Source organism: Micromonospora sp. NPDC023956, assembly GCF_040639195.1.
Taxonomy (GTDB): Bacteria; Actinomycetota; Actinomycetes; order Mycobacteriales; family Micromonosporaceae; genus Micromonospora.
Genome location: NZ_JBEZZN010000022.1, coordinates 36,217 through 55,479, shown reverse-complemented (window position 1 = coordinate 55,479; position 19,263 = coordinate 36,217). Strand labels below are relative to the sequence as shown.

At 72.1% G+C, this 19,263-nt stretch carries 18 protein-coding genes and 1 pseudogene; 13 read left to right on the top strand and 6 right to left on the bottom strand.

Annotated elements, in window-relative coordinates; translation table 11 throughout:
• Window positions 1-5: 5 nt before the first annotated feature.
• The 5 genes from AB0F58_RS28060 (at window position 6) to AB0F58_RS28040 (ending at window position 5,275) form a co-directional block, all read left to right on the top strand.
• Window positions 6-935 (top strand): ABC transporter permease, encoded by a 930-nt coding sequence (locus AB0F58_RS28060; protein WP_357149206.1) that lies wholly within the window; start codon window positions 6-8, stop codon window positions 933-935.
• Window positions 932-1,846, top strand: a complete 915-nt coding sequence (locus AB0F58_RS28055) for an ABC transporter permease (RefSeq protein WP_357149203.1) — start codon at window positions 932-934, stop codon at window positions 1,844-1,846. Before AB0F58_RS28060 ends, AB0F58_RS28055 begins: the two co-directional genes overlap by 4 nt.
• Window positions 1,833-3,737, top strand: a complete 1,905-nt coding sequence (locus AB0F58_RS28050; protein ID WP_357149200.1) for an ABC transporter ATP-binding protein — start codon at window positions 1,833-1,835, stop codon at window positions 3,735-3,737. Before AB0F58_RS28055 ends, AB0F58_RS28050 begins: the two co-directional genes overlap by 14 nt.
• Entirely contained in the window at window positions 3,707-4,306 is a 600-nt protein-coding gene (locus AB0F58_RS28045; RefSeq protein ID WP_357149197.1) for an isochorismatase family cysteine hydrolase, read from the top strand. The genes AB0F58_RS28050 and AB0F58_RS28045 overlap by 31 nt, the downstream gene beginning before the upstream one ends.
• Before the next feature lie 171 nt (window positions 4,307-4,477).
• Window positions 4,478-5,275, top strand: a complete 798-nt coding sequence (locus AB0F58_RS28040; RefSeq protein WP_357149194.1) for a potassium channel family protein — start codon at window positions 4,478-4,480, stop codon at window positions 5,273-5,275.
• Here AB0F58_RS28040 and AB0F58_RS28035 read toward each other — a convergent pair.
• The 4 genes from AB0F58_RS28035 to AB0F58_RS28020 form a co-directional block, all read right to left on the bottom strand.
• Window positions 5,208-6,257, bottom strand: a complete 1,050-nt coding sequence (locus AB0F58_RS28035; protein WP_357149191.1) for a 5,10-methylenetetrahydrofolate reductase — start codon at window positions 6,255-6,257, stop codon at window positions 5,208-5,210. The genes AB0F58_RS28040 and AB0F58_RS28035 overlap by 68 nt on opposite strands.
• A 98-nt stretch (window positions 6,258-6,355) precedes the next feature.
• Window positions 6,356-7,333 (bottom strand): D-2-hydroxyacid dehydrogenase, encoded by a 978-nt coding sequence (locus AB0F58_RS28030; protein ID WP_357149188.1) that lies wholly within the window; start codon window positions 7,331-7,333, stop codon window positions 6,356-6,358.
• Window positions 7,330-8,211, bottom strand: coding sequence for an isocitrate lyase/PEP mutase family protein (locus tag AB0F58_RS28025; RefSeq protein WP_357149185.1), 882 nt, complete (start codon window positions 8,209-8,211; stop codon window positions 7,330-7,332). Before AB0F58_RS28025 ends, AB0F58_RS28030 begins: the two co-directional genes overlap by 4 nt.
• 3 nt (window positions 8,212-8,214) lie before the next feature.
• Complete coding sequence (locus AB0F58_RS28020; RefSeq protein WP_357149182.1) at window positions 8,215-9,933, bottom strand: thiamine pyrophosphate-binding protein; 1,719 nt, start codon at window positions 9,931-9,933, stop codon at window positions 8,215-8,217.
• Window positions 9,934-10,028: 95 nt separating this feature from the next.
• Between AB0F58_RS28020 and AB0F58_RS28015 the strand changes: the two genes are divergently transcribed.
• The 5 genes from AB0F58_RS28015 to AB0F58_RS27995 all read left to right on the top strand — a co-directional run bounded on the left by AB0F58_RS28015 (window position 10,029) and on the right by AB0F58_RS27995 (window position 15,424).
• The gene (locus AB0F58_RS28015; RefSeq protein ID WP_357149179.1) at window positions 10,029-11,069 is read left to right on the top strand and encodes an amidohydrolase family protein; all 1,041 of its coding nucleotides are present in this window, start codon (window positions 10,029-10,031) and stop codon (window positions 11,067-11,069) included.
• A 146-nt stretch (window positions 11,070-11,215) separates the two neighbouring features.
• Window positions 11,216-12,019, top strand: a complete 804-nt coding sequence (locus AB0F58_RS28010) for an acetoacetate decarboxylase family protein (RefSeq protein WP_357149177.1) — start codon at window positions 11,216-11,218, stop codon at window positions 12,017-12,019.
• A complete protein-coding gene (locus AB0F58_RS28005) occupies window positions 12,019-12,993 on the top strand; it encodes an aminopeptidase (RefSeq protein ID WP_357149174.1) in 975 nt (324 codons plus the stop codon). Before AB0F58_RS28010 ends, AB0F58_RS28005 begins: the two co-directional genes overlap by 1 nt.
• On the top strand, window positions 12,990-14,072 hold the full coding sequence (locus AB0F58_RS28000) for an amidohydrolase family protein (protein WP_357149173.1): 1,083 nt from the start codon (window positions 12,990-12,992) through the stop codon (window positions 14,070-14,072). Before AB0F58_RS28005 ends, AB0F58_RS28000 begins: the two co-directional genes overlap by 4 nt.
• Window positions 14,069-15,424, top strand: a complete 1,356-nt coding sequence (locus tag AB0F58_RS27995; RefSeq protein ID WP_357149170.1) for an FAD-binding protein — start codon at window positions 14,069-14,071, stop codon at window positions 15,422-15,424. The genes AB0F58_RS28000 and AB0F58_RS27995 overlap by 4 nt, the downstream gene beginning before the upstream one ends.
• Window positions 15,425-15,491: 67 nt before the next feature.
• On the opposite strand, the gene AB0F58_RS27990 is transcribed toward AB0F58_RS27995, so the two are convergent.
• Window positions 15,492-16,322, bottom strand: a complete 831-nt coding sequence (locus AB0F58_RS27990; protein WP_357149167.1) for a M23 family metallopeptidase — start codon at window positions 16,320-16,322, stop codon at window positions 15,492-15,494.
• Window positions 16,323-16,518: 196 nt separating this feature from the next.
• Window positions 16,519-17,058, bottom strand: a complete 540-nt coding sequence (locus tag AB0F58_RS27985) for a hypothetical protein (RefSeq protein WP_357149164.1) — start codon at window positions 17,056-17,058, stop codon at window positions 16,519-16,521.
• 135 nt (window positions 17,059-17,193) lie between these two features.
• On the opposite strand from AB0F58_RS27985, the pseudogene AB0F58_RS27980 reads away from it, so the two are divergent.
• The 3 genes and pseudogenes from AB0F58_RS27980 to AB0F58_RS27970 all read left to right on the top strand — a co-directional run.
• Window positions 17,194-17,470 (top strand): annotated as a pseudogene (locus tag AB0F58_RS27980) (IS5/IS1182 family transposase); the annotation flags it as partial.
• A gap of 50 nt (window positions 17,471-17,520) precedes the next feature.
• Window positions 17,521-17,838, top strand: a complete 318-nt coding sequence (locus AB0F58_RS27975; RefSeq protein ID WP_357149162.1) for a hypothetical protein — start codon at window positions 17,521-17,523, stop codon at window positions 17,836-17,838.
• Between the two features lie 50 nt (window positions 17,839-17,888).
• Entirely contained in the window at window positions 17,889-19,262 is a 1,374-nt protein-coding gene (locus AB0F58_RS27970) for a serine hydrolase domain-containing protein (protein ID WP_357149159.1), read from the top strand.
• Window position 19,263: the final 1 nt, after the last annotated feature.

The window sequence follows — 19,263 nt, the reverse complement described above, 5'->3', positions numbered from 1 at the left end:
CGACCGTGGTGAAGCTCCTGCGACAGCGGCTCCTCCAGCTGGTCCTGGTCATCCTCGGCCTGTCCAGCCTGGTGTTCTTCCTGGTCCGGATCTCCGGTGACCCGGCGGCGGCGATCGCCGGGGCGGACGCGGACGCGGAGACCCTGGCGGCGATCCGGAGCAACCTCGGGCTGGACGATCCGGTACTGGTCCAGTACCTGAAGTTCCTCGGTGACCTGCTGGTACTCGACTTCGGCGACTCCTACCAGTACCGCAGCGACGCGATGTCGCTGGTGCTGGACCGGTTGCCGGCGTCGGCGCTGCTGACCACCATCGCGATGGTCATCGCGGTCGGGATCGGCGTGCCGGCCGGGGTGCTCGGTGCCGTACACCGGGACGGGCTCCTCGGCCGGGTCGTCAACGGCCTCGCCATCCTCGGGCAGAGCGTGCCGAACTTCGTGCTCGGCCTCCTGCTCATCATGGTCTTCGCGGTCACCCTCGGCTGGCTGCCCAGCTTCGGCGGGGAGGGGGTGATGAGCCTGATCCTCCCGGCCCTCACCCTCTCCGCCTTCATCTGCGCCCGGCAGATGCGGCTGGTGCAGGCGTACACCCTGGAGGAACTGAGCAAGGGGTACGTCCGGACGGCGAACTCGCTCGGTTACAGCACCCGGCGGATCCGGTACCGGCACATCCTGCGCAACGTGACCGTGCCGATGCTCTCCCTGGTGGGGCTGGAACTCGGCCAGTTCATCGCTGGTTCGGTGGTGGTCGAGTCGGTCTTCTCCTGGCCCGGCCTGGGCCGGCTGATGGTCGAGTCGGTCACCGCCCGTGACTACCCGGTCCTCCAGGCGGGCGTGTTCGTCATCGGCGTGCTCGTCGTGCTGATCAACTTCATCGTCGACCTGCTCTACCAGGTGGTCGACCCCCGACTCAAGGCGCAGTTGGTGACCCGATGAGCACACTGGTGACCGTTCCCCGGCCCGGTAGGGGCGAACCGGAGGCCGAGGCCGTCCCCGCGCCCCGGCGGACCCGCCGCCGGCTGCTGCCGAGGTACCTCGGCGCCCGGATCGCCCTCGGCTTCCTGGTGGTCGGGGTACTGGCGGCCATCTTCGCCCCGGCCGTCGCCCCGTACGACCCGAACGAGCAGTCCCTGCTCAACCGGCTCGCCGAACCGGGGCTGTTCGGCGGCGAGGGCGCCCACCTGCTCGGCACCGACGAACTCGGCCGGGACCTGCTCAGCCGGGCCATCTACGGCGGCCGGATCAGTTTCACCATCGGCTTCGTCGCGGCCACCCTCGCCGGCCTGCTCGGCACCGTCCTCGGTGTCGTCGCCGGTTACTACCGGGGCATCGTCGAGGCGGTGATCATGCGGACGGTGGACATCCTCACCGCGTTCCCGTTCCTGATCGTCGCCCTCGCCGTGGTGGCGGTCTTCGGGGCCCGGCTGTCGGTGCTGATCATCGTGCTGGTGCTCTGGGAGTGGGTGCCGTTCACCCGGCTCGCCCACGCCAAGACCCTGCACGTGGTCTCCACCGACTACTTCCGGGCGGCGGTCGCCATCGGCCGCCGGGGCGTGGGCATCCTGGCCCGGCACGTGCTGCCCAACATCGCCGGCCCGCTGATCGTCGTCTGGACCTTCGTGGTGGCCCGGTCCATCGTCATCGAGAGTTCGCTCAGCTTCCTCGGGCTCGGGGTGCCACCGCCCACCGCCACCTGGGGCGGAATGCTGAGCGCCAGCCGTGGCTACCTCGACACCGCCTGGTGGATCCCGCTGGTCCCCGGCGTGGCCATCACCCTGGTGGTGCTGAGCGTCAACATCGTCGGCGACTGGCTGAGTGAGAGGTGGGATCCGCATGGCCGGCGCTGACGCCGTACCGCTGCTCGAGGTCGAAGGGCTCGACGTCACCTTCGACACCCCCCGGGGCCCGGTGCACGCCGTCCGGGGCGCCACCTGGTCGCTGCACCAGGGCGAGACCCTGGTGGTGCTCGGCGAGTCCGGCTCCGGCAAGAGCGTCTCGCTGCACGCCATCGCCGGGTTGCTGCCGTCGAACGGGCACACCGGCGGGCGGGTCCGCTTCCAGGGCCGCGACGTGCTCGGCCTGCGCGGCGGGGAGCTGCGGAAGTTCTGCGCCGAGAACTACGGCATGGTCTTCCAGGATCCGATGAGCTCCCTGGACCCGAGCTTCACCGTCGGCGACCAGATCGCCGAGATCCTGCGGGTGCACCGGGGCGCGTCGGCGAAGGACGCCTGGCAGCGCGCGGTCGAGCTGCTCGAGGTGGTCCGGATCGACGACCCGCCCCGCCGGGCCGGGCAGTACCCGCACCAACTCTCCGGCGGCATGCGCCAACGGGTCATGATCGCCATGGCGATCGCCCTGGACCCGCCGCTCTTCCTCGCCGACGAGCCCACCACCGCCCTCGACACCAGCGTCCGGGGCGCGGTGCTGGAAACCATGATGGAACTGCGGGACCGGCTCTCCATGGGCGTCGTCCTGATCACCCACGACATCGGCGTCGCGGCGGCCGTCGCCGACCGGGTCGCGGTCATGTACGCCGGCCGGGTCGTCGAGTACGGCACCGCCGAGCAGGTGCTGCACCAGCCCGGTCACCCGTACACCGCCGCGCTGCTCGGGTCCCTGCCCCGGCTGCGGCGGCTCCGCTCCACCCTGACCGCCATTCCCGGCTCCCCGCCGAACGCGGCCCGCCTGCCGGCCGGCTGCTCCTTCCACCCCCGGTGCCGGTTCGCCACCGACCGCTGCGCGGAGGAACTGCCGCTGCCGCAACCGACCGGCGCCGGACAGGTCGCCGCCTGCCACTGGACCGTCGAGCTGACCGCCGACGGCGACCTCGGCTACTGGCGCGACGGTGGCGAGGCGCTCGTCGACACCCGCGCCGGGGCGAACGAGACCTTCGTCGTGGTCGAGAACCTGGTGAAGGAGTACCCCCTCGGGTCCGGCCGGAAGGCCCGGGTGCTGCGGGCGGTGGACGACGTCTCCTTCACCATTCCCAAGGGCACCACCCTCGGCCTGGTGGGGGAGTCCGGTTCGGGCAAGTCCACCACCGCGATGATCATGGCCGGGCTGCTCACGCCGACCGCCGGACGCGTGGAGATCGGCGGCGTCGACATCGCCCGCCTCTCCGGTAAGGCCATGCGCGACGTCCGGCGCAACCTCCAGGTGGTCTTCCAGGACCCGTTCTCCTCGATGGATCCCCGGATGACCATCGGCCAGATCGTCGACGAGCCGCTGCTGGTGCACAAGCGTGGGTCGAAGGCGGAGCGCCGCAACCGGGTCGCCGAGCTGCTCGACCTGGTCGGGCTGGACGGTGACTACACCACCCGCTTCCCGCACCAGCTCTCCGGCGGGCAGGCCCAACGGGTCGCCATCGCCCGCGCGCTGGCCCTGGAACCCGCGCTGGTGGTCCTCGACGAGCCGGTGGCCGCCCTCGACCTCTCCATCCAGGCGCAGATCCTCAACCTGCTCCGTGACCTCCAGGCGCGGCTCGGGCTGACGTACCTCTTCATCGGGCACGACCTCGCCGCGGTGGCGTACATCTCCGACCAGGTCGCGGTGATGTCCACCGGGAAGATCGTCGAACTCGACCGGGTCGACACGATCTACCAGCGCCCGGAAGCGGCGTACACCCGGCAGCTCCTCGACGCGGTGCTCGACCCGGAGACCGACCTCGGCCGGTACCGGGACCGGCCGGCGATCCGGGAGGAGGCGCCGTGCGAGCCCTCGGTCCCGGCGACGCCCTGATCGTCATCGACGTCCAACGCAAGTACGTCTCCGGGGAAGGACCGTTGGCGGTCCCGGACGGTCCCGGACTCGTCGACCGGATCGCCCGTTTCGCCGAGGCGGCCCGACGCCGGGACGTGCCCCTGGTCTGGGTGACCCGGGAGCTGCGACCCGGCGTGTCGATGGGCCGGGCCACCACCGCGGCCAACGGCCGCGCGGTCGACGACCTGTTCCGGGGGCCCGCTGCCGAGCTGCACCCCGGCCTCGGCGCCCGGGACGACGAGATCCGGGTGGTCAAGCCCCGCCAGTCGGCCTTCTACGGCACCGACCTCGAGGGGGTGCTCCGGTCAGTCGGCGCGGACCGGGTGGTGCTGACCGGGGTCACCACCAACATCTGCGTGCAGGCCACCGCCCAGGACGCCCGCGCCCGGGACCTGGACGTGCTGGTGGTCGCCGACCTGACCGCCGCGCTGCCGGTCACCACCCCCGGCTTCGCGCTGTCGGCGGAGGCGGTGCAGCGGGCCACCCTGGCCACCCTGGCCCACGCCGTCGGCACCGTCCGCCCGGCCGGGGACCTGCTCACCGGCTAGTCCTCCCGCCGGGGATCGTGGTCGCGGCTCGCCCGGTCCGCCCTGCTGGCTCCACGACAGCCTGACCCGGCCGCCGGCCCTGTCCGGCCGGACGTGGGTGTCGCCAGGGCAGGTCCGGAGCGCGATCATTGGTCCCGGCCGGGTATTCGGGACCACTAGTGGGGACGGGACATGCGTGACGAGCCAGGGCAGCCAGGGGACCCGCTGGCACGGTGGGAGCAGGTCACCGCGGTACCGCTGACCGTGCTGTCGGTGATCTTCCTGGTGGTGTACGCGGTGCCGATCCTCGACCCCGGCCTACCGGCGGCGTGGCGGACGGTGTGCACCCTGACGACGGCCACGATCTGGGTGCTGTTCTGGGGCGACATCCTGGCCCGGTTCCGGCTGGCGGTCGACCGACGGCGGTTCGTGCGGGAGCACCTGTTCGACCTGGCCGTACTGCTCCTACCGATGCTGCGACCGCTACGCGCCGTACGGCTGATCATGGTCGTCCTGACGATCAGTCGACGGACCGAGACGTGGGCGCGGGGCCGACTCGCCGTGTACGTGGCCATCACCACTCTGCTCCTGGTACTGGTGGCGGCCCTGGCGGTGCTGGACGCCGAGCGGCTCGCCGCCGACGCGAACATCACCTCGTTCGACGAGGCACTCTGGTGGGCGACGGTGACGATCACGACGGTCGGTTACGGGGACCACTATCCGGTGACCGCTGCGGGAAAACTCGTCGCGCTCGGCCTGATGATCGGTGGAATCGGTCTGATCGGTTTCGTCACCGGTTCCCTGGCGACCTGGATCGTGGAACGGGTCTCCGCCGACTCCAGTCGGCCGACGGCCGCGACGACCGAGGACGTGGCGGCCCTGCGGGCCGAGATCGTGGCGCTGCGTCAGCGCCTCGACGGCGTCACCGTCCCGGGAGCCCCGGCCGGGGACCCCGAGCCGCAGGAGGCATCTCCCCGGGGCGGTCCGTGACGGCCGACGGGTCGAGCAGCCGGCGGAGCCCCCCGGCGAGAGTGACCGCGGCGTCGATCTCGACCTTGCGGATCGACACGCTCTCCACGTGGAAGCCGAACGGCACCCCGAGCCGTCGGCAGAAGGCGCTCAGCTCCCGGGCGTTGGCCAGGCACTGCTGGTACGACTCGGCGAGCGGGTCCTCGGCGTGCCGCAGGGCGTTCTCCAACCACCGGGGAACGGCGACGCCCAGCCACTTCAGGAACGACAGGGTCTTCAGCGAGCCGCACACCGACAGGGTGAACACGATCGGCTGTGGCGCGACGCCCCGCTCCCGGCAGGCGTAGTGGTAGTCCGAGACCAGGCTCTTGGTCGCGTCGACGTCGTAGATCACCTGCGAGACGAAGAACGCACAGCCCTGCTCCTGCTTGGCCAGCATCCGTAGGTGCTCGTCCCCTCCCCGGCTGTGCCGCTCGGGGATGGCGACCCCGCCGACGGTCAGGTCGGGCCGGGCCTCCCGGCGCAGGGCGTGGGCCCGGGGCAGCGGGGTGCGGACCGCCTTGGTGCTGGAGGACGCGCCGACGAGGACGGTCGCCACCCGATCCGGATCCGTCGCCTCCAGCCAGTCGCGCAGCTCCGGCTCGGGGTACTTGCCGACGCAGCGGTAGATGATGGTGGGCCGGTGCCAGTCGCGCAGGTGTCCGGCGTGGAAGACCGCCGGGTCCATCGTCGGCAGGTAGGGGAACGGGCGCTCGTCCGGATTGCGGTCGCTCTCGTCGTCGATGTCGTAGAGCAGCAACGCGTCCACGTCCAGCGGCGCGAGCCGGGCCAGCGTGACCCGGGCGATCTCCGCGACCTGCTCGGGGGTGGCGCTGCGGCGGGGTGGCGTGAGCCCGAACAGCAGGAGGGGACGCCGCCGGGCGGTGGCGAGGACGTCGGGCACGGTGCGTCCGGGCGGGGCGGCGGGGGACCGCGGGCCGACGCGGTCCGGACGATCCGACATGTCGCCACAGTAGCCGAGCCACCATGCGGCACCACCGCACGGCGGTGTCTGCCCCACCACCTACCGGCGGTGCCCGCCCGACGAGGGCCGGAGCGGGATCAGTACCCCTTGGTCAGGTCGAATTCGCCGAGCAGCGGTTCGCCGGCCCGCCAGCGGCGCAGGTTCTCGCAGAACTGCGCGACCACCCGTTCGGCCCGGCGCGGCGAGCCGCCGGCGATGTGCGGGGTGACCACCACGTTCGGCAGGTGCCAGAGCGGATCGTCGAGGGCGAGAGGTTCCCGGGCCACCACGTCCAGCCCCGCTCCGCCGAGCCGCCCGTCGGTCAGGGCGGCCCGCAGCGCCGTCTCGTCGACCAACTCGCCCCGGCTGACGTTGACCACGATCGCACCGGGCTTCATCGCGGCGATCCGGGCGGCGTCCAGCAGGTGCCGGGTGGCCGGGGTGAGCGGCACGGTGAGCACCACCACGTCGGCGGTCGGCAGCACCTCGTCCAGCTCGTCCGGGCCGACCAGCAGGTCCACGTCGGGGCCCGGGTCGACCCGCTCCGGTTCGACCGCGACGATCCGGCGGAACTCGAAGCCCCGGGCCCGCCGGGCCACCGCCCGGCCCGCACCGCCGAGGCCGACCACCAGCATGGTCCGGTCGGTGAACTCCCACTGGGTCGCCCGCACCGCGATCCGGTACGCGTCGGTCCACTGCGGCTGGCGGAGCACCGTCGCCACTCCCCGGGTCAGGGCGAGCAGCAGCGCGAAGGCGTGTTCGGCCAGGTGCGCGCCGACGATCCCGCCCTTGGCGGAGACCAGGCGGACGTCCCGGCCGGCCAGGTGCGCGGCGATCCGGTCCACGCCCGCGCCGACCGACTGCACCCAGCGCAGGTTCACCGCGGCGTCGAGCACCTCCGGCTGGACGTCGCCGAAGAGGACGGTCGCGTCGGGCGCGTGCCGGAGCTGGGTGGCCAGGTCACGGGCGACCACGACCGGGTCCGGGGCCGCCGCCGCGCGGATCGCGTCGACCTGCTCGTCGGTCAGCGGCGCGATCAGCGCGTGCGCGGCGGCGAGCACCGTCTGGTCGTTCACCGGTCCGTCTCCGTTCCCAGGTACCGGGTCCGCGCCCGGTTCACCTCGTCGTAGCCGATCATGTTGGTGAACTCGCGCAGTGGCACGCCCCGCGCGGAGACCACGCCCGGCTCGGGACCGAGCAGGTCGGCGTAGGCGTCGGCGAGGGCGCGGGCGGTGGCGAGCACCCCCTGGAGGCCGTAGATGACCACGGCGATGCCGAGTTCCCGGGCGATCTGCGGGGTGAGTTCGCGCTCCAGCCAGCTGCCCGGGGCGACCGCCGCGGCCAGCGGCCGGCCGCACGCGTCCCGGGCGGCCTGCCACGCCTCGAACGGGAAGCCCTCGTCGTGGCGCATCGGGAAGACCACGTCCGCCCCGGCCGCCGCGTACGCCTCGGCGCGGCGCAGCACCTCGTCCACGGTGTCGGCGTTGGTCCGGGCGACCACGGCGGCGTGGGTACGGGCGTCGACGCAGGCCCGGACCTTCGCCGCCGCCTCAGGCAGCGGCACCAGGCTCACCCCGGCCTGCTCGCTCAGCGGCCCCGGTTTGGGGGAGACCTGGTCCTCCAGCATCAGCGCCGCCGCGCCGGCCTGCTCGAAGTCCCGGGCGGCGTAGTGCGCGTTGACCGCGTTGCCCCACCCGGTGTCCAGGTCGGCGATGACCGGCAGGCCGCTGGCCCGAGCGGCGACCCGGACCGCGTGCGTCATGTCGGCCCGGGTGTAGAGGTCGGCGTCGGGCAGGCCGAGGCTGGCCGAGACGGCGAATCCGGAGACGAAGAGGCACCGGAAGCCGGCGGCGGCGGCCATGGTGGCGCTGAGCCCGTCCCACACCCCGGCGGTCGGTACGGGTGGTTCGGCGGCGAGGACGGCGGCGAAGCCGACCGGAGCGTGCACCGGCATCGGTCATACCCCCGGCAGGTCGACGACCACGTCGACCAGGACGGGGCGGCCCTCGCGGACGCCCTTGACCGCTTCGGTGAGCGCGGCGGCGAGGGCGTCGCGCTCGGTGACGGTGAACGCCTCGACGCCCTGGGCGCGGGCCATCGCGGCGTGGTCGACCGCCGGCCCGGTGAGGTCCATGCCGTGCCGGGCCCGTTCGAGATCACCGCCCCGGGTCTGCACCACCCGCCGCTGGTGCAGCCAGTCCGCGCCGTAGCTGCGGTTGTTCACCACCACGACCAGCAGCGGAAGGTGGTGGTGGGCGGCGGTCCAGAGGCCCTGCGGGGTGTAGAGCAGGTCGCCGTCGGGTTGCAGGTCGACCACCACCGTGTCGTCGTCGCGGTGGTGCAGGGCCGCGCCGATCGAGCCGCCGATGCCGAAGCCGAGCCCGCCCGCCCCGGAGCCGCCGAGGTGGCAGTTGTAGTCGACCATGTCCCAGGTGCGCCGGGGCCAGCCCCGGAACATGGTGAACCCGATCTGCCAGGGTCCGTCGCGGACCGCCTCGTAGGTGGCGGCGGCGAGCACGCCCTCGGTGATGCCGCCGTGGGGCGACTCCGGCGGTGGCCCCTGGGCGGCGCGGAGCGAGGCGGTGTGCGCGGTGAGCCACTCCCGTCGGGCGGCGATCGCGTCCGGGCGGCGGGCGACCCGCTCGTCGACCAGGTCGGCGAGGACGGGCAGCGCGACGGCGGTGTCCGCGACCAGGTATTCGTCGGCGCGGATCGGCGGTTCCAGGTCGAGGAAGCCGTTGTGCTTCAGGTCGTTGAGGGTGATCACCGCGAGCGTGGTGCCGGGCCGGGTGAGCAGGTGGAAGCCGCGCCGGTCGTTGTCCACCCGGGAGGTCGCCCAGCGCACGTCCCGGCAGTCCAGCGCGAGGACGAGGTCGGCGGCGGCGAGCCGGGCGTCCCGGTCGGCGGTGCAGTCGGCCCAGTGGCCGGTGGGGAAGTTGTGCCGGCTGCCCAGGTCCACCACGGGTACGGCGAGGGACTCGGCGAGCCGGCGCAGCGCGTCGAAGCCGGACCGGCTCCGGCCGACGAAGTCGGCGAGGATCACCGGCGACTCGGCGGCGACGAGCAGGTCGGCCACCGCCTCGAGGCGATCCGGTGGCGCGGTCGGCGGGGCGAGCGGGGACGGGCCCCAGTCGCCGAGGTCGACCGCGGGGGTGGGCGACTCCTGGAGCAGCGCGTCGAGGGCGACGTACGTCGGACCCGGCGGCTGGGCGACGGCCAGCTGGTGGGCCCGGAGCAGCAGGTCGGGCAGGGCGGCGACCGAGGTCGGCTCGGTGTCCCACTTGACCACGTCGCGGACCGCCTGGCCCTGGAGGTTGGCGGTGTGCACCCAGTCGATCCAGGGGCGGCGGCGGGACTGGTCGGCCGGTCCGGAGCCGCCGAGCAGCAGGACCGGCGCGTGGTCGGCGTACGCGTTGAAGGTCGCCATCACGGCCTGTTGCAACCCGACCAGGTTGTGCACGGCGGCGGCCATCACCTCCCCGGACGCCTTGGCGTAGCCGTGCGCGATGGCCACGGCGACGCCCTCGTGCAGCGCGGAGATCAGCTCCGGGCTGCCGCTGGTGGTGAGGGAGTCGTGCAGTCCCCGGAACGAGGCGCCGGGGTTCGCCGCCACGTACCGGATGCCGAGGCGCTGGAGCAGCGCCACCATCACGTCGCTTCCGTAGGTCAGATCCATCGTCACGTCCCTGTCCGTCGGCCTGTCCCGCCTCCGTCGACTGCGCTACCTTATGAAACACCGTTTCATCAACCGGAACAAGAGGGGTGCGCGTCATGCATCGACCTGGTCAGGCCGTGGATCTGCACAGTCACTGGTGGCCCCGGGAGTTCGCGGCGGCCGTCCGCGCCGGCCGGCGCTGGCACGCCTGGGACGCCGACCTCACCGCCGCCACGCCCCGGATCGTGGCGGGGGAGCGGGACGCCCCGGCCCCGGTCGACCTGTACTCGACCGACCTGGTCGCCCGGCGGGAGCGCCGCGCCGCCGAGGGCATCGTCCGCGAGGCCGCGATGGTCCCGGTCTTCCTGTGGGGGTACGAACTCCCGGCCGCCGAGGCCGAGGCGTACTGCCGGGACGTCAACGCCGACCTGGCCGACGCCCAGGCCGCCTCGGGCGGCACCTTCACCGGGCTCGGGCTGCTTCCCCTCCAGGACCACGACGCCGCGCTGCGGGTGCTCGACCACTCGGTCAAGGACCTCGGGCTCTACGCGTTCAGCATCGGCACCAACGTGGAGGACGCCAACCTGGACGACCCGGCGGTGGTCGGCATCCTCGACCAGGTCCTCGCCGCCGGGGCGGCCATCGTCATCCACGCCAACTGGTACACCCGGGCCGGCCGGGAACGGACCTGCCGGCACATGTTCGACAACTCGGTGGGGGTGCCGCTGGAGGCCGGGTTGGCGCTGGCCTCGCTGATCTACTCGGGTCTGCTGGACCGGCACCCGGGCGCCCGGATCTGCTGCTCGCACGGGGGTGGCTGGCTGCCGTACGGGATCGGGCGGCTCAACCTGCGTTACCTCCAGGGGCGGGACAGCGGCCTGTTGGCCGAGGCCCCGGACCGCTACCTGCCCCGGTTCCACTACGACTGCCTGGTGCACGACGAGCGCGCCCTGCAACTGCTGGTCGAGCGGGTCGGCGCGGACCGGGTGGTGATCGGGACCGACCACCCGTACGGCGGGGACATCCCCGAGGTCGGCGCGGTGCGCTGGATCGCCGACCAGCCGTTCCTGACCAGCCGGGAGAAGGACATGGTGGTCCGCGAGAACGCCACCGCCTTCCTCGACGGCGCCCGCCGGGCGGTCGGCTTCGCCGACTGACGCCAGGGACCGCCCCGGGCCCGCCGCGTGCGGCCCTCTACCGCCGACGGTGAAACCCCTGGTCACGACGATATCCGGCCCTTGACACGTTCGGACGGCCGCGCCTAGCGTTGTGGAACGCCGTTTCGCTGAGTGGAAGGAACGCGATGGCCACGCTCCGAGGGTTCGGCAATCCACTGTCCCCGTCCGGCCGGGCGGCACTCGTCGACGACCCCCCGCACCACATCAGCGCCGACGCCATCCAGGTGATCTACCGGGTCGACCCGGACAGGGCCCGCGCCTACCTGCCCGACGGCCTCGAGCTGCATCCGGACGCCCTGGCGTACGCCTACGTCGCCGACATGGTCAAGATCAGTGACAGCCATCCGGACCAGGCGTGGACCGAGCCGCAGTGGTCGCAGTACCAGGAGGGCATCCTCGGCCTCTACTGCACCTACCAGGGGCAGCCGGGCCGGTTCAGCGCGTTCATCTACGTGAGCGAGGACTGGTCGGTGGTCTTCGGTCACTACATGGGCTTCGCCAAGAAGCAGGGCGTCATCCACAAGACCAAGATCCAGCCGGCGAACCCGGCCCTCGGTCCGGTCGGCCCCGGCACCCGCCTGCGCGGCACCGTCGACCGGTTCAGCCGGCGGATCTTCAACGTCGACATCCAGCTCACCGAGAAGATCGCCGACGACGCGGTGCCCTCGCACGGGCACCGGGTCTACACCTACCGGCACATTCCGTCGCCCAGCCCGGACGTGGCCGACCAGCGCCAACTCTTCGCCCTGGACCTGGACCGGGCCACCACCATCGAGGCCTGGCGGGGCACCGGCGGCGTCGAGATCCTGCCCGACCTGATCAACGAGGACCTCGACGGCTTCCAGCCCCTGGAGATCGTCGACGCCTACACCTTCCAACGCGGCTGGACCACCCGGGCCGGCGCCACCCTGCTGCGAGAGGACCACTGATGACCGACTGGGCCGCCATCCAGGTCGCCAAGGCCGCCGACAACATCGTCAACACCTCGCTCGCCGTCCGCCCCGGGGAGCTGGTGGCCATCGCCGCCGACCACAACTCCGACCAGGCGGTGGTCGACGCCCTGCTCGCGGCGGTCGCCGCCGCCGGGGCCGAGGGCACCCTGCTCGTCCAGCCGGCCCGCGCCCGCGCCGGCGAGCCGGCCAACCGGATCATCGCCGCCGCGCTGGCCGGCGCGGACGTGATCATCTCGCCGACGTCGACCGCGCTGAGCTTCACCCCCGAGCTGAAGCAGGCCCTCAACCGGGGCGCGCGGGCCATCGTCATGACCGGGGTGACCCGGGCCGAGCTGACCGGCGGCGCGGGCGTCGCCGACTACGAGGAGGTCCACCGGATCACCAAGCCGCTCGCCGACGCCATCACCGCCGGCTCCCGGATCCGGGTCACCTCCCGGCAGGGCTCCGACCTGACCGCCAGCCTGGAGGGGGTCACCTGCGGGGTCGGGGCGTCCTTCGCCCGCGAGCCCGGCCAGATCTCCAGCTACCCCAGCGGCGAGGCGTGGAGCGCCCCGGCCACCGGCACCGGCCAGGGCGTCCTGGTCGCCGACGGCTCCGCCCACCAGCTCGGCAAGCTGCGCGAGCCGATCCGGGTGCACTTCGACCAGGGCCGCGCGGTGAAGATCGAGGGCGGCGACCAGGCCGAGGAACTGCGCCGGATGATCGACGGCGTGGAGAACGGCGACAACCTCGGCGAGATCTCCATCGGCACCAACCCGGCGGCCCGCTTCCTCGGCAACATCACCGAGGACAAGAAGCAGGTGGGAACCGTCCACTTCGCCCTCGGCAACAGCGTGGTCGGCGGGACGGTCAAGGCGCCGATCCACGTCGACCTGCTGCTGCTCACCCCCACCGTCGAGGTGGACGGCGAGATCCTGGTCCAGGACGGGAAGATCGTGAAGACCGCATGACCGCCGCGTCGACCCCGGTGGCCGACGTACCGGCCATCGACACGCACACCCACTTCTGGCCCCGGGGGCTGCTCGCCGCCGGCCGGTCCGGGCGGGACTGGTACGGCTGGCGGCCGGTCACCGAGGCCGACGGGCGGCGGGCGTTCGCGCTGGGGCGTACGGTGCTGAACTTCGCCCCGCCCGAGGTGGACCTGGACGACCCGGCGGCGCGGCTCGCCACCCGCGCCGCCGCCCAGGGCATCCGCTTCGAGGCCGTCCAGGTCGCCGGCTTCCTCTTCAACTACCACCTGGACGCGGCCCGGGGTGCGGCGTTCTGCCGGGAACTGAACACCGAACTGGCCGAACTGGAGGCCGCCGCCCCGCAGACCTACCGGGGCCTGGCGCAGTTGCCGCTCCAGGACCGGGAGGCCGCCCTGGCCGTGCTCGAACACGCGGTCAAGGAGCTGAAGCTCCGGCACTTCGTGCTCACCCCCGCCGTCAACGGCCGCAACCTCGACGACCCGCAGATCCTGCCGGTGCTGGAGGCGATGGCCGAGGCCGGGGTGACCGCCAACGTCCACCCGGCGTTCTTCGACAAGCTCGGCGCGGGGGACCGGCTCGGCCGCTACTACTTCGAGAGTTCCTTCGCCGCGCCGGTCGAGGCGAGCATCGGCCTGATGACGGTGATCCACTCCGGACTGCTCGACCGGCACCCGGACTTCCGGATGTGCTTCACCCACGGCGGCGGCATCGCGATCCACTCGCTGGGCCGCTTCGACCACCGCTGGCACATGATCGGCGCGTCCCAGCGGACCATGGCCCGACCGCCGAGCGAGTACCTCGCCGCCGGCAACCTCTTCTACGACGTGCTCGTGCACGACGTACGGGCCCTGGAGATGGTGATCGAGCGGGTCGGCGTCGACCAGCTCACCATCGGCACCGACCACCCGTTCGCCTGGGACCACCCGGGCGGGGCGGCCAACTGGATCCGCGACGCGGACTTCCTGGACGCCGCCGACCGGGAGAAGATCCTGTGGCGCAACGCGGCCCGGTTCTACGGCCTCGACACCACCGTCCCGCCCGGGGCGGCCGGGGCATGACCGACTGCGACGTCCTCGTCGCCGGGGCGGGCGCGGCCGGCCTGGCCGCCGCGCTCGCCGCCGCCCGGGACGGCCGCACCGTCGTCCTCGCCGAGGCACGGGAGACCTTCCGGCAGGGCAGCAACACCGTGATGAGCACCTCGATGATCCCGGCCGCCGGCAGTCGCTGGCAGCAGGCGGCCGGCATCGAGGACTCCCCGGGGCGCTTTCTCGCCGACATCCGGGCCAAGACCCACGACCGGGCCGACCCGGTGGTCGCCGCCGCGCTCACCGCCGTCGCCCCGGAGCTGGTCGGCTGGCTGGCCGACGAGTGCGGGGTACCGCTCGACCTGGTCACCGACTTCCGCTACCCGGGCCACTCGGCGCTGCGCTGCCACAGCGTGCCCGACCGCTCCGGGGCCAGCCTGCACCGCGCCCTGCTCGACGCCGCCACCGGCCGGGACGACCTGCACCTGATGGTGCCGGCCCGGCTGGTCGACGTGCATCTCGACTCCGCCGGCACGGTCCGGGCCGCCGAGCTGGAGCGCCCCGACGGCACCCGTGAGGTGCTGGAGACACCGACGGTGGTGCTCGCCACGAACGGGTTCGCCGCCGACCCCGAGCTGGTCCGCCGGCACCTGCCGGAGATCGCCCACGGCGTCTACCACGGCGGCGAGGCGTCCCGGGGGGACGCGCTGCGGCTGGCCGAGCGGCTCGGCCTGGACACCGGCTACCTGGACGCCTACCAGGGGCACGGGTCGCTGGCCGTACCGGACGCCATCCTGCTCACCTGGGCGGTGGTGATGCACGGCGGCTTCCTCGCCGACTCCGCCGGCCTGCGGTTCGGCGACGAGACGGTCGGCTACTCCGAGTACGCCGTACCGGTGCTGGCCCGGCCCGGCGGGCAGGCCTGGGCGATCTACGACCGGCGTGTCCACGACGCCTGCCTGGCCTTCAAGGACTACCTGGACGTGGTGGCCGCCGGGGCGGTCCGCTGGGCCGACGACGTCGACGCGCTCGCCACCGTCCTCGGCGCGCCGGTCGGTACGCTGACCGCCACCCTGGCCGCCGCCGAGGCCGCCGCCACCGGGGCAGCCCCGGACGCGCTCGGCCGGACCGGTTGGGGTGCGCCGCTACGGCCGCCGTACGCGGCCGTCCGGGTCACCGGGGCGCTCTTCCACACCCAGGGCGGCCTGCGGGTCGACCGGCACGCCCGGGTGCTCCGCGACGGGGCGCCGGTGCCGGGGCTCTACGCGGCCGGCGGCGCGGCGGTGGGGATCTCCGGCCACGGCGCGGGCGGCTACCTCGCCGGCAACGGCCTGCTCAGCGCCCTCGGCCTCGGCTACCTCGCCGGCCGGCACGCCACCGGCTGACCCGAGGACCGGCGATCGGCCCTTCCACCTCCACCCGCTACGCGCCGCCGTGACGCGCCACGCCACATCAACCGATGCCGTCGACCGCAGCCCTCAGTGCAGCGATCGACGGATCCCAGCTGAAGTTCAGGACGGGGATGCCGGAAGCGGCGGCATTGCTGTCACCACCGAGGACCACTGCCCGCGGCTTACCGGTGCCCTGGGGGACGATGAGATACCAGTTGCCCCTCACGTTCGCGATGAACACGTCATCTACCTCCTGGTCGGGCGGGTTCGGGTTGGCGACGTCTCCGACGTAGTTCTCGAAATCTGCCGTCGCGCGGAAATTCGTCGGACTGCCGGTGTTCAGCCAGAGGCTTGTATGCACATGCGGTCCAACGCCGTAGTCACTGCCGTTCGCCGAGGCGCCGGAGTATGCGATCGTCTGGCCCCGCGACACGCGTTGACCGGTTGAGACGATGATCCTCGACAGGTGCAGGTGCCGGGTGTAGTTGCCGTCATCGTGGGCCATCCCCACGACGCGCCCGGTCGCGGTGGAGGTGTCGGTCTTCACGAAACGGATCGTGCCGTTCGCCGCAGCCAGGACGGGAGTACCGGTTCCGACCGCATAGTCAGTGCCCGGCTCACCCGAGGGCGGCGTCCGGTTCCGGTGGTCCTGCCAGGAGCTCGAAATCCGGACAGCTCCGCAGGGCCTCTGGTAGCTGCCAGCAGCCCGAGTGGAGCCGGGCAGCAGTGCAAAGGCGGCCGACACCCCGGATGCCGCCAACGCGGCGCTCGTGATGAAGCCCCGTCTCGAAAGTCCCCGCAGGTAGGCGATACCACCGAGATCCTCGGGCCGCAGATCGCCGTGGCTGACATTCTGAGCGGGGTCAGGGCGCGGCTCCTCGCTGAGGATCATCAATGCAACCTAGGGCCACTTCCCTTTGAGGGCAAGGGTTTCTCTGTGATCGCTCTCGGGAGTCGCGCGAGCCCTTTCCGTGAATGCCGCATCCCCCGATGGGGTTCCGGTCCCCGCGGAGGATGTCCCGTGCTGTGCGGCAGCCGGTGGCCACAGCGGACCGCCGATCCGTCCAGCGGACACGCGGGCGGGCAGGTCATCGTACGGTGAAGCCGCCGTGGCTGACGGTCTGTCCCAGCCAGTCCAGCCAGGCCACCCACAGGGCGTCCCGCTCCAACTCTGCCCTGAGCCTCTGTGACGACGTCCGGTAGCAGCGCAGCGCTTCGTCAATCTCCCTCGCCCCTACCAGCCACGGGCCGTTGCTCATCAGCTTGAACTCAGGGATCCCTGTCCTTCCAGCGACCGTCTGGGCCGAGGCCACCCGTTCGGCCTCGTGGTACGCATCCCGTCGGCTCTGAGCAGCAGAATGCCAGTCGTCGATGCCATCGAACGGCCAAGCGGGGAAGGGCTGCGGGGTTGCCTGGTGGGTCATGCCCGTACGGCGCATACCGTCACGGCAGGAAGCCATGCCGGCGATGTTCAGGTGGAACTGATAGGCAGCCCCAAGTGACTCGTACTCCTCCCAGCATGGAGGAGCGTGCACGCACAGCTCGTTGAGGTCGCAGCAAGCTTCGAAGCGGGCGCGAACAGTCGCAGCAGGTTCGGGTAGATCAGCCCACTCGAGGTCGTAACTCACCGGGATCCCCTTCGCTGTCGGAGCAGCCAGCGCTCGGCGTCACGACATTCTGCCGAGCAGCAGGTGGGCCAGCACCCGGGGGTGCCGAGCGTGTCCCGTGACGGGACACACCAGGCTGCCGGCCGGTCGACAGTGGTCACCGCGGGTCAGCGTGGTGACTCGCCACAGTTCGTCCCGGTGCTGCGGGGTGTCCGAGTGCCGCGGCTGGGACCGGGCCGCCCACCGTCGCAAGCGCGGGTCGGCAGGTGGCCGCCCACCGTTCTTCGACCGAGAGGACTACAAGGCCCGGCACGCCGTGGAGTGCGGTATCAACCGACTGAAACGTCACCGGGCGGTCGCGAGCCGCTACGACACGCTCGCCGTCCGGTTCGAAGCGGTCGTGCACACCGCGGCGATCACCGAACGGCGGTGACCGGCATGGGATCCTCGAACTCCAGCACCGGCTAACCAAGGGACAGCAGCATGGCCGCCGACTACTACGACGCCGATACCGAAAACGGCGACCACATCGCCGACCCGTCCGAGGACGCCTTGTACATGCTGCTGCAAGACCTCGATCAGCCCGACAACACCTTCGTCACCATCAACCCCGCCGACGATAGTGACTGGTACGCCTCGGTCTCCTTGCTCGCTGACGGCAGCTACGAAGTCGAACGCCGGGACCCCAGCCACCACCAGCACGAACACACCACAGAAACCGACATTTCCGCGATCGCTCAAGACCTGACGATCTGGCTGGCCGGCCGTGACCACCCCGGACGGCCAACCAGCCGATCCTGACTTCCAGAACACGCCCCAGAGCTGACCGCAGCGCTGGTGGGGTCGGTACCGTGGCCATCGCCCAACCCGCTCAGGCCGCTCCCTACTTCACGAGGACTCCGCCTGACGGCTGTTACCTCGACGTCTACACGCACCAGGGCTTCGTCTACAGCTCGGCGACCTACCGTACGAGGAGGAACGGTCTGCACGGAGCGGTGGCGCGGTGCTCCGACGGGCAGACTGTCTACGGCTTCACCGACTGCCCCGACCTCCACGGCAATCCGCGCGTCCTCTGGCTGACGCGGGCCGTACCGACGTCGCTGGCGGTCCAGAGGACGGGAGGGGACACGTTGAAGGTCGAAGGGTTCACCGAAGAGGGGTACGACGCCGTACGGGAGGTGTTCCAACGCTTGGTCGACGAGGGGCGGGAAACCGGCGCGGGGTTGTCGGTGTGGCGGGACGGTCGAGAGGTGGTCCGGCTCAGCGGGGGATGGGCTGATGCGGAGCGGCAACGCCCGTGGCGCGAGGACACGCTGGTTCAGCCGTACTCGTTGTCGAAGACGTTCGCCACGCTCGCCGCGTTGGTGGCGGTCCGCGACGGTGCGCTGGGGCTTGACGAGCCCGTGGCGGCGTACTGGAAAGAGTACGGAGTGAAGGGCAAGGAACGGACCACGTTGCGTCAGGTGCTCACCCACCAGGCGGGGCAGCCTCGGTTTCCACAGGAGGCTGCGAACCTGGATCTGCTCGACGATGCCGGGCTACGGGAGAGTCTCGCGCGGACGGCTCCGGAGTATGCCCCGGGCACCGCGCTGGGGGAGCACGCACTGACCTACGGCCACCTCATCGACGGGATCCTCCGCGCCGCCACCGGACGTAGCCTCCAGGAGGTGTTCGACAGCGTCGTGCGACCCGCGCTCGCTCTCGACGCCTGGTTCGGGGTGCCGGACACGGAACTCGAACGTGTCGCCCACCTCGAGTACGCCCGCCCGGACTGGCCGCGGCAACTGCACGCGGCACCGTGGCTGCAGATCCCCGACGGCGCGTTGGACACCCGCCGGACCAACTCCCGCGTCTGGCGGCAGTCGGTGTTCGCCGCGGCCAACCTCCACACGACGGCGACCGCCATGGCCCGCTTCTTTTCCTTCGTCACCAGCGAACACGGGCCCCTGGGTGAGCTGCTCGGCCCGCAGGTGCACACCGAACTGCTCACCTCGCAGGTCACCGGTCATGACCAGGTTTTCGGTACCAGGCTCACCTGGACGCTTGGCTTCCTCCGCGATCGCGGCAAAATCGCCAAGGGTGGTATCGGGGGCTCCGCCGCCTGGTGGTCGCTCGACCACCACCACTCCTGCGCCTACCTCACCCGTCGGCTGGACGACCACTCCCGAGCCGCCGAGATCGCTACCGTACTCGGTGACAACCTGGCCGTGGTCGGGGAGGACTGAG

Coding starts and splice junctions, on each gene's coding strand:
- AB0F58_RS28055 (WP_357149203.1), top strand. CDS start 932: ATGAGCACACTGGTGACCGTTCCCCGGCCCGGTAGGGGCGAACCGGAG.
- AB0F58_RS28050 (WP_357149200.1), top strand. CDS start 1,833: ATGGCCGGCGCTGACGCCGTACCGCTGCTCGAGGTCGAAGGGCTCGAC.
- AB0F58_RS28040 (WP_357149194.1), top strand. CDS start 4,478: ATGCGTGACGAGCCAGGGCAGCCAGGGGACCCGCTGGCACGGTGGGAG.
- AB0F58_RS28035 (WP_357149191.1), bottom strand. CDS start 6,257: ATGTCGGATCGTCCGGACCGCGTCGGCCCGCGGTCCCCCGCCGCCCCG.
- AB0F58_RS28025 (WP_357149185.1), bottom strand. CDS start 8,211: ATGCCGGTGCACGCTCCGGTCGGCTTCGCCGCCGTCCTCGCCGCCGAA.
- AB0F58_RS28020 (WP_357149182.1), bottom strand. CDS start 9,933: ATGGATCTGACCTACGGAAGCGACGTGATGGTGGCGCTGCTCCAGCGC.
- AB0F58_RS28015 (WP_357149179.1), top strand. CDS start 10,029: ATGCATCGACCTGGTCAGGCCGTGGATCTGCACAGTCACTGGTGGCCC.
- AB0F58_RS28010 (WP_357149177.1), top strand. CDS start 11,216: ATGGCCACGCTCCGAGGGTTCGGCAATCCACTGTCCCCGTCCGGCCGG.
- AB0F58_RS28005 (WP_357149174.1), top strand. CDS start 12,019: ATGACCGACTGGGCCGCCATCCAGGTCGCCAAGGCCGCCGACAACATC.
- AB0F58_RS28000 (WP_357149173.1), top strand. CDS start 12,990: ATGACCGCCGCGTCGACCCCGGTGGCCGACGTACCGGCCATCGACACG.
- AB0F58_RS27995 (WP_357149170.1), top strand. CDS start 14,069: ATGACCGACTGCGACGTCCTCGTCGCCGGGGCGGGCGCGGCCGGCCTG.
- AB0F58_RS27990 (WP_357149167.1), bottom strand. CDS start 16,322: ATGATCCTCAGCGAGGAGCCGCGCCCTGACCCCGCTCAGAATGTCAGC.
- AB0F58_RS27975 (WP_357149162.1), top strand. CDS start 17,521: ATGGCCGCCGACTACTACGACGCCGATACCGAAAACGGCGACCACATC.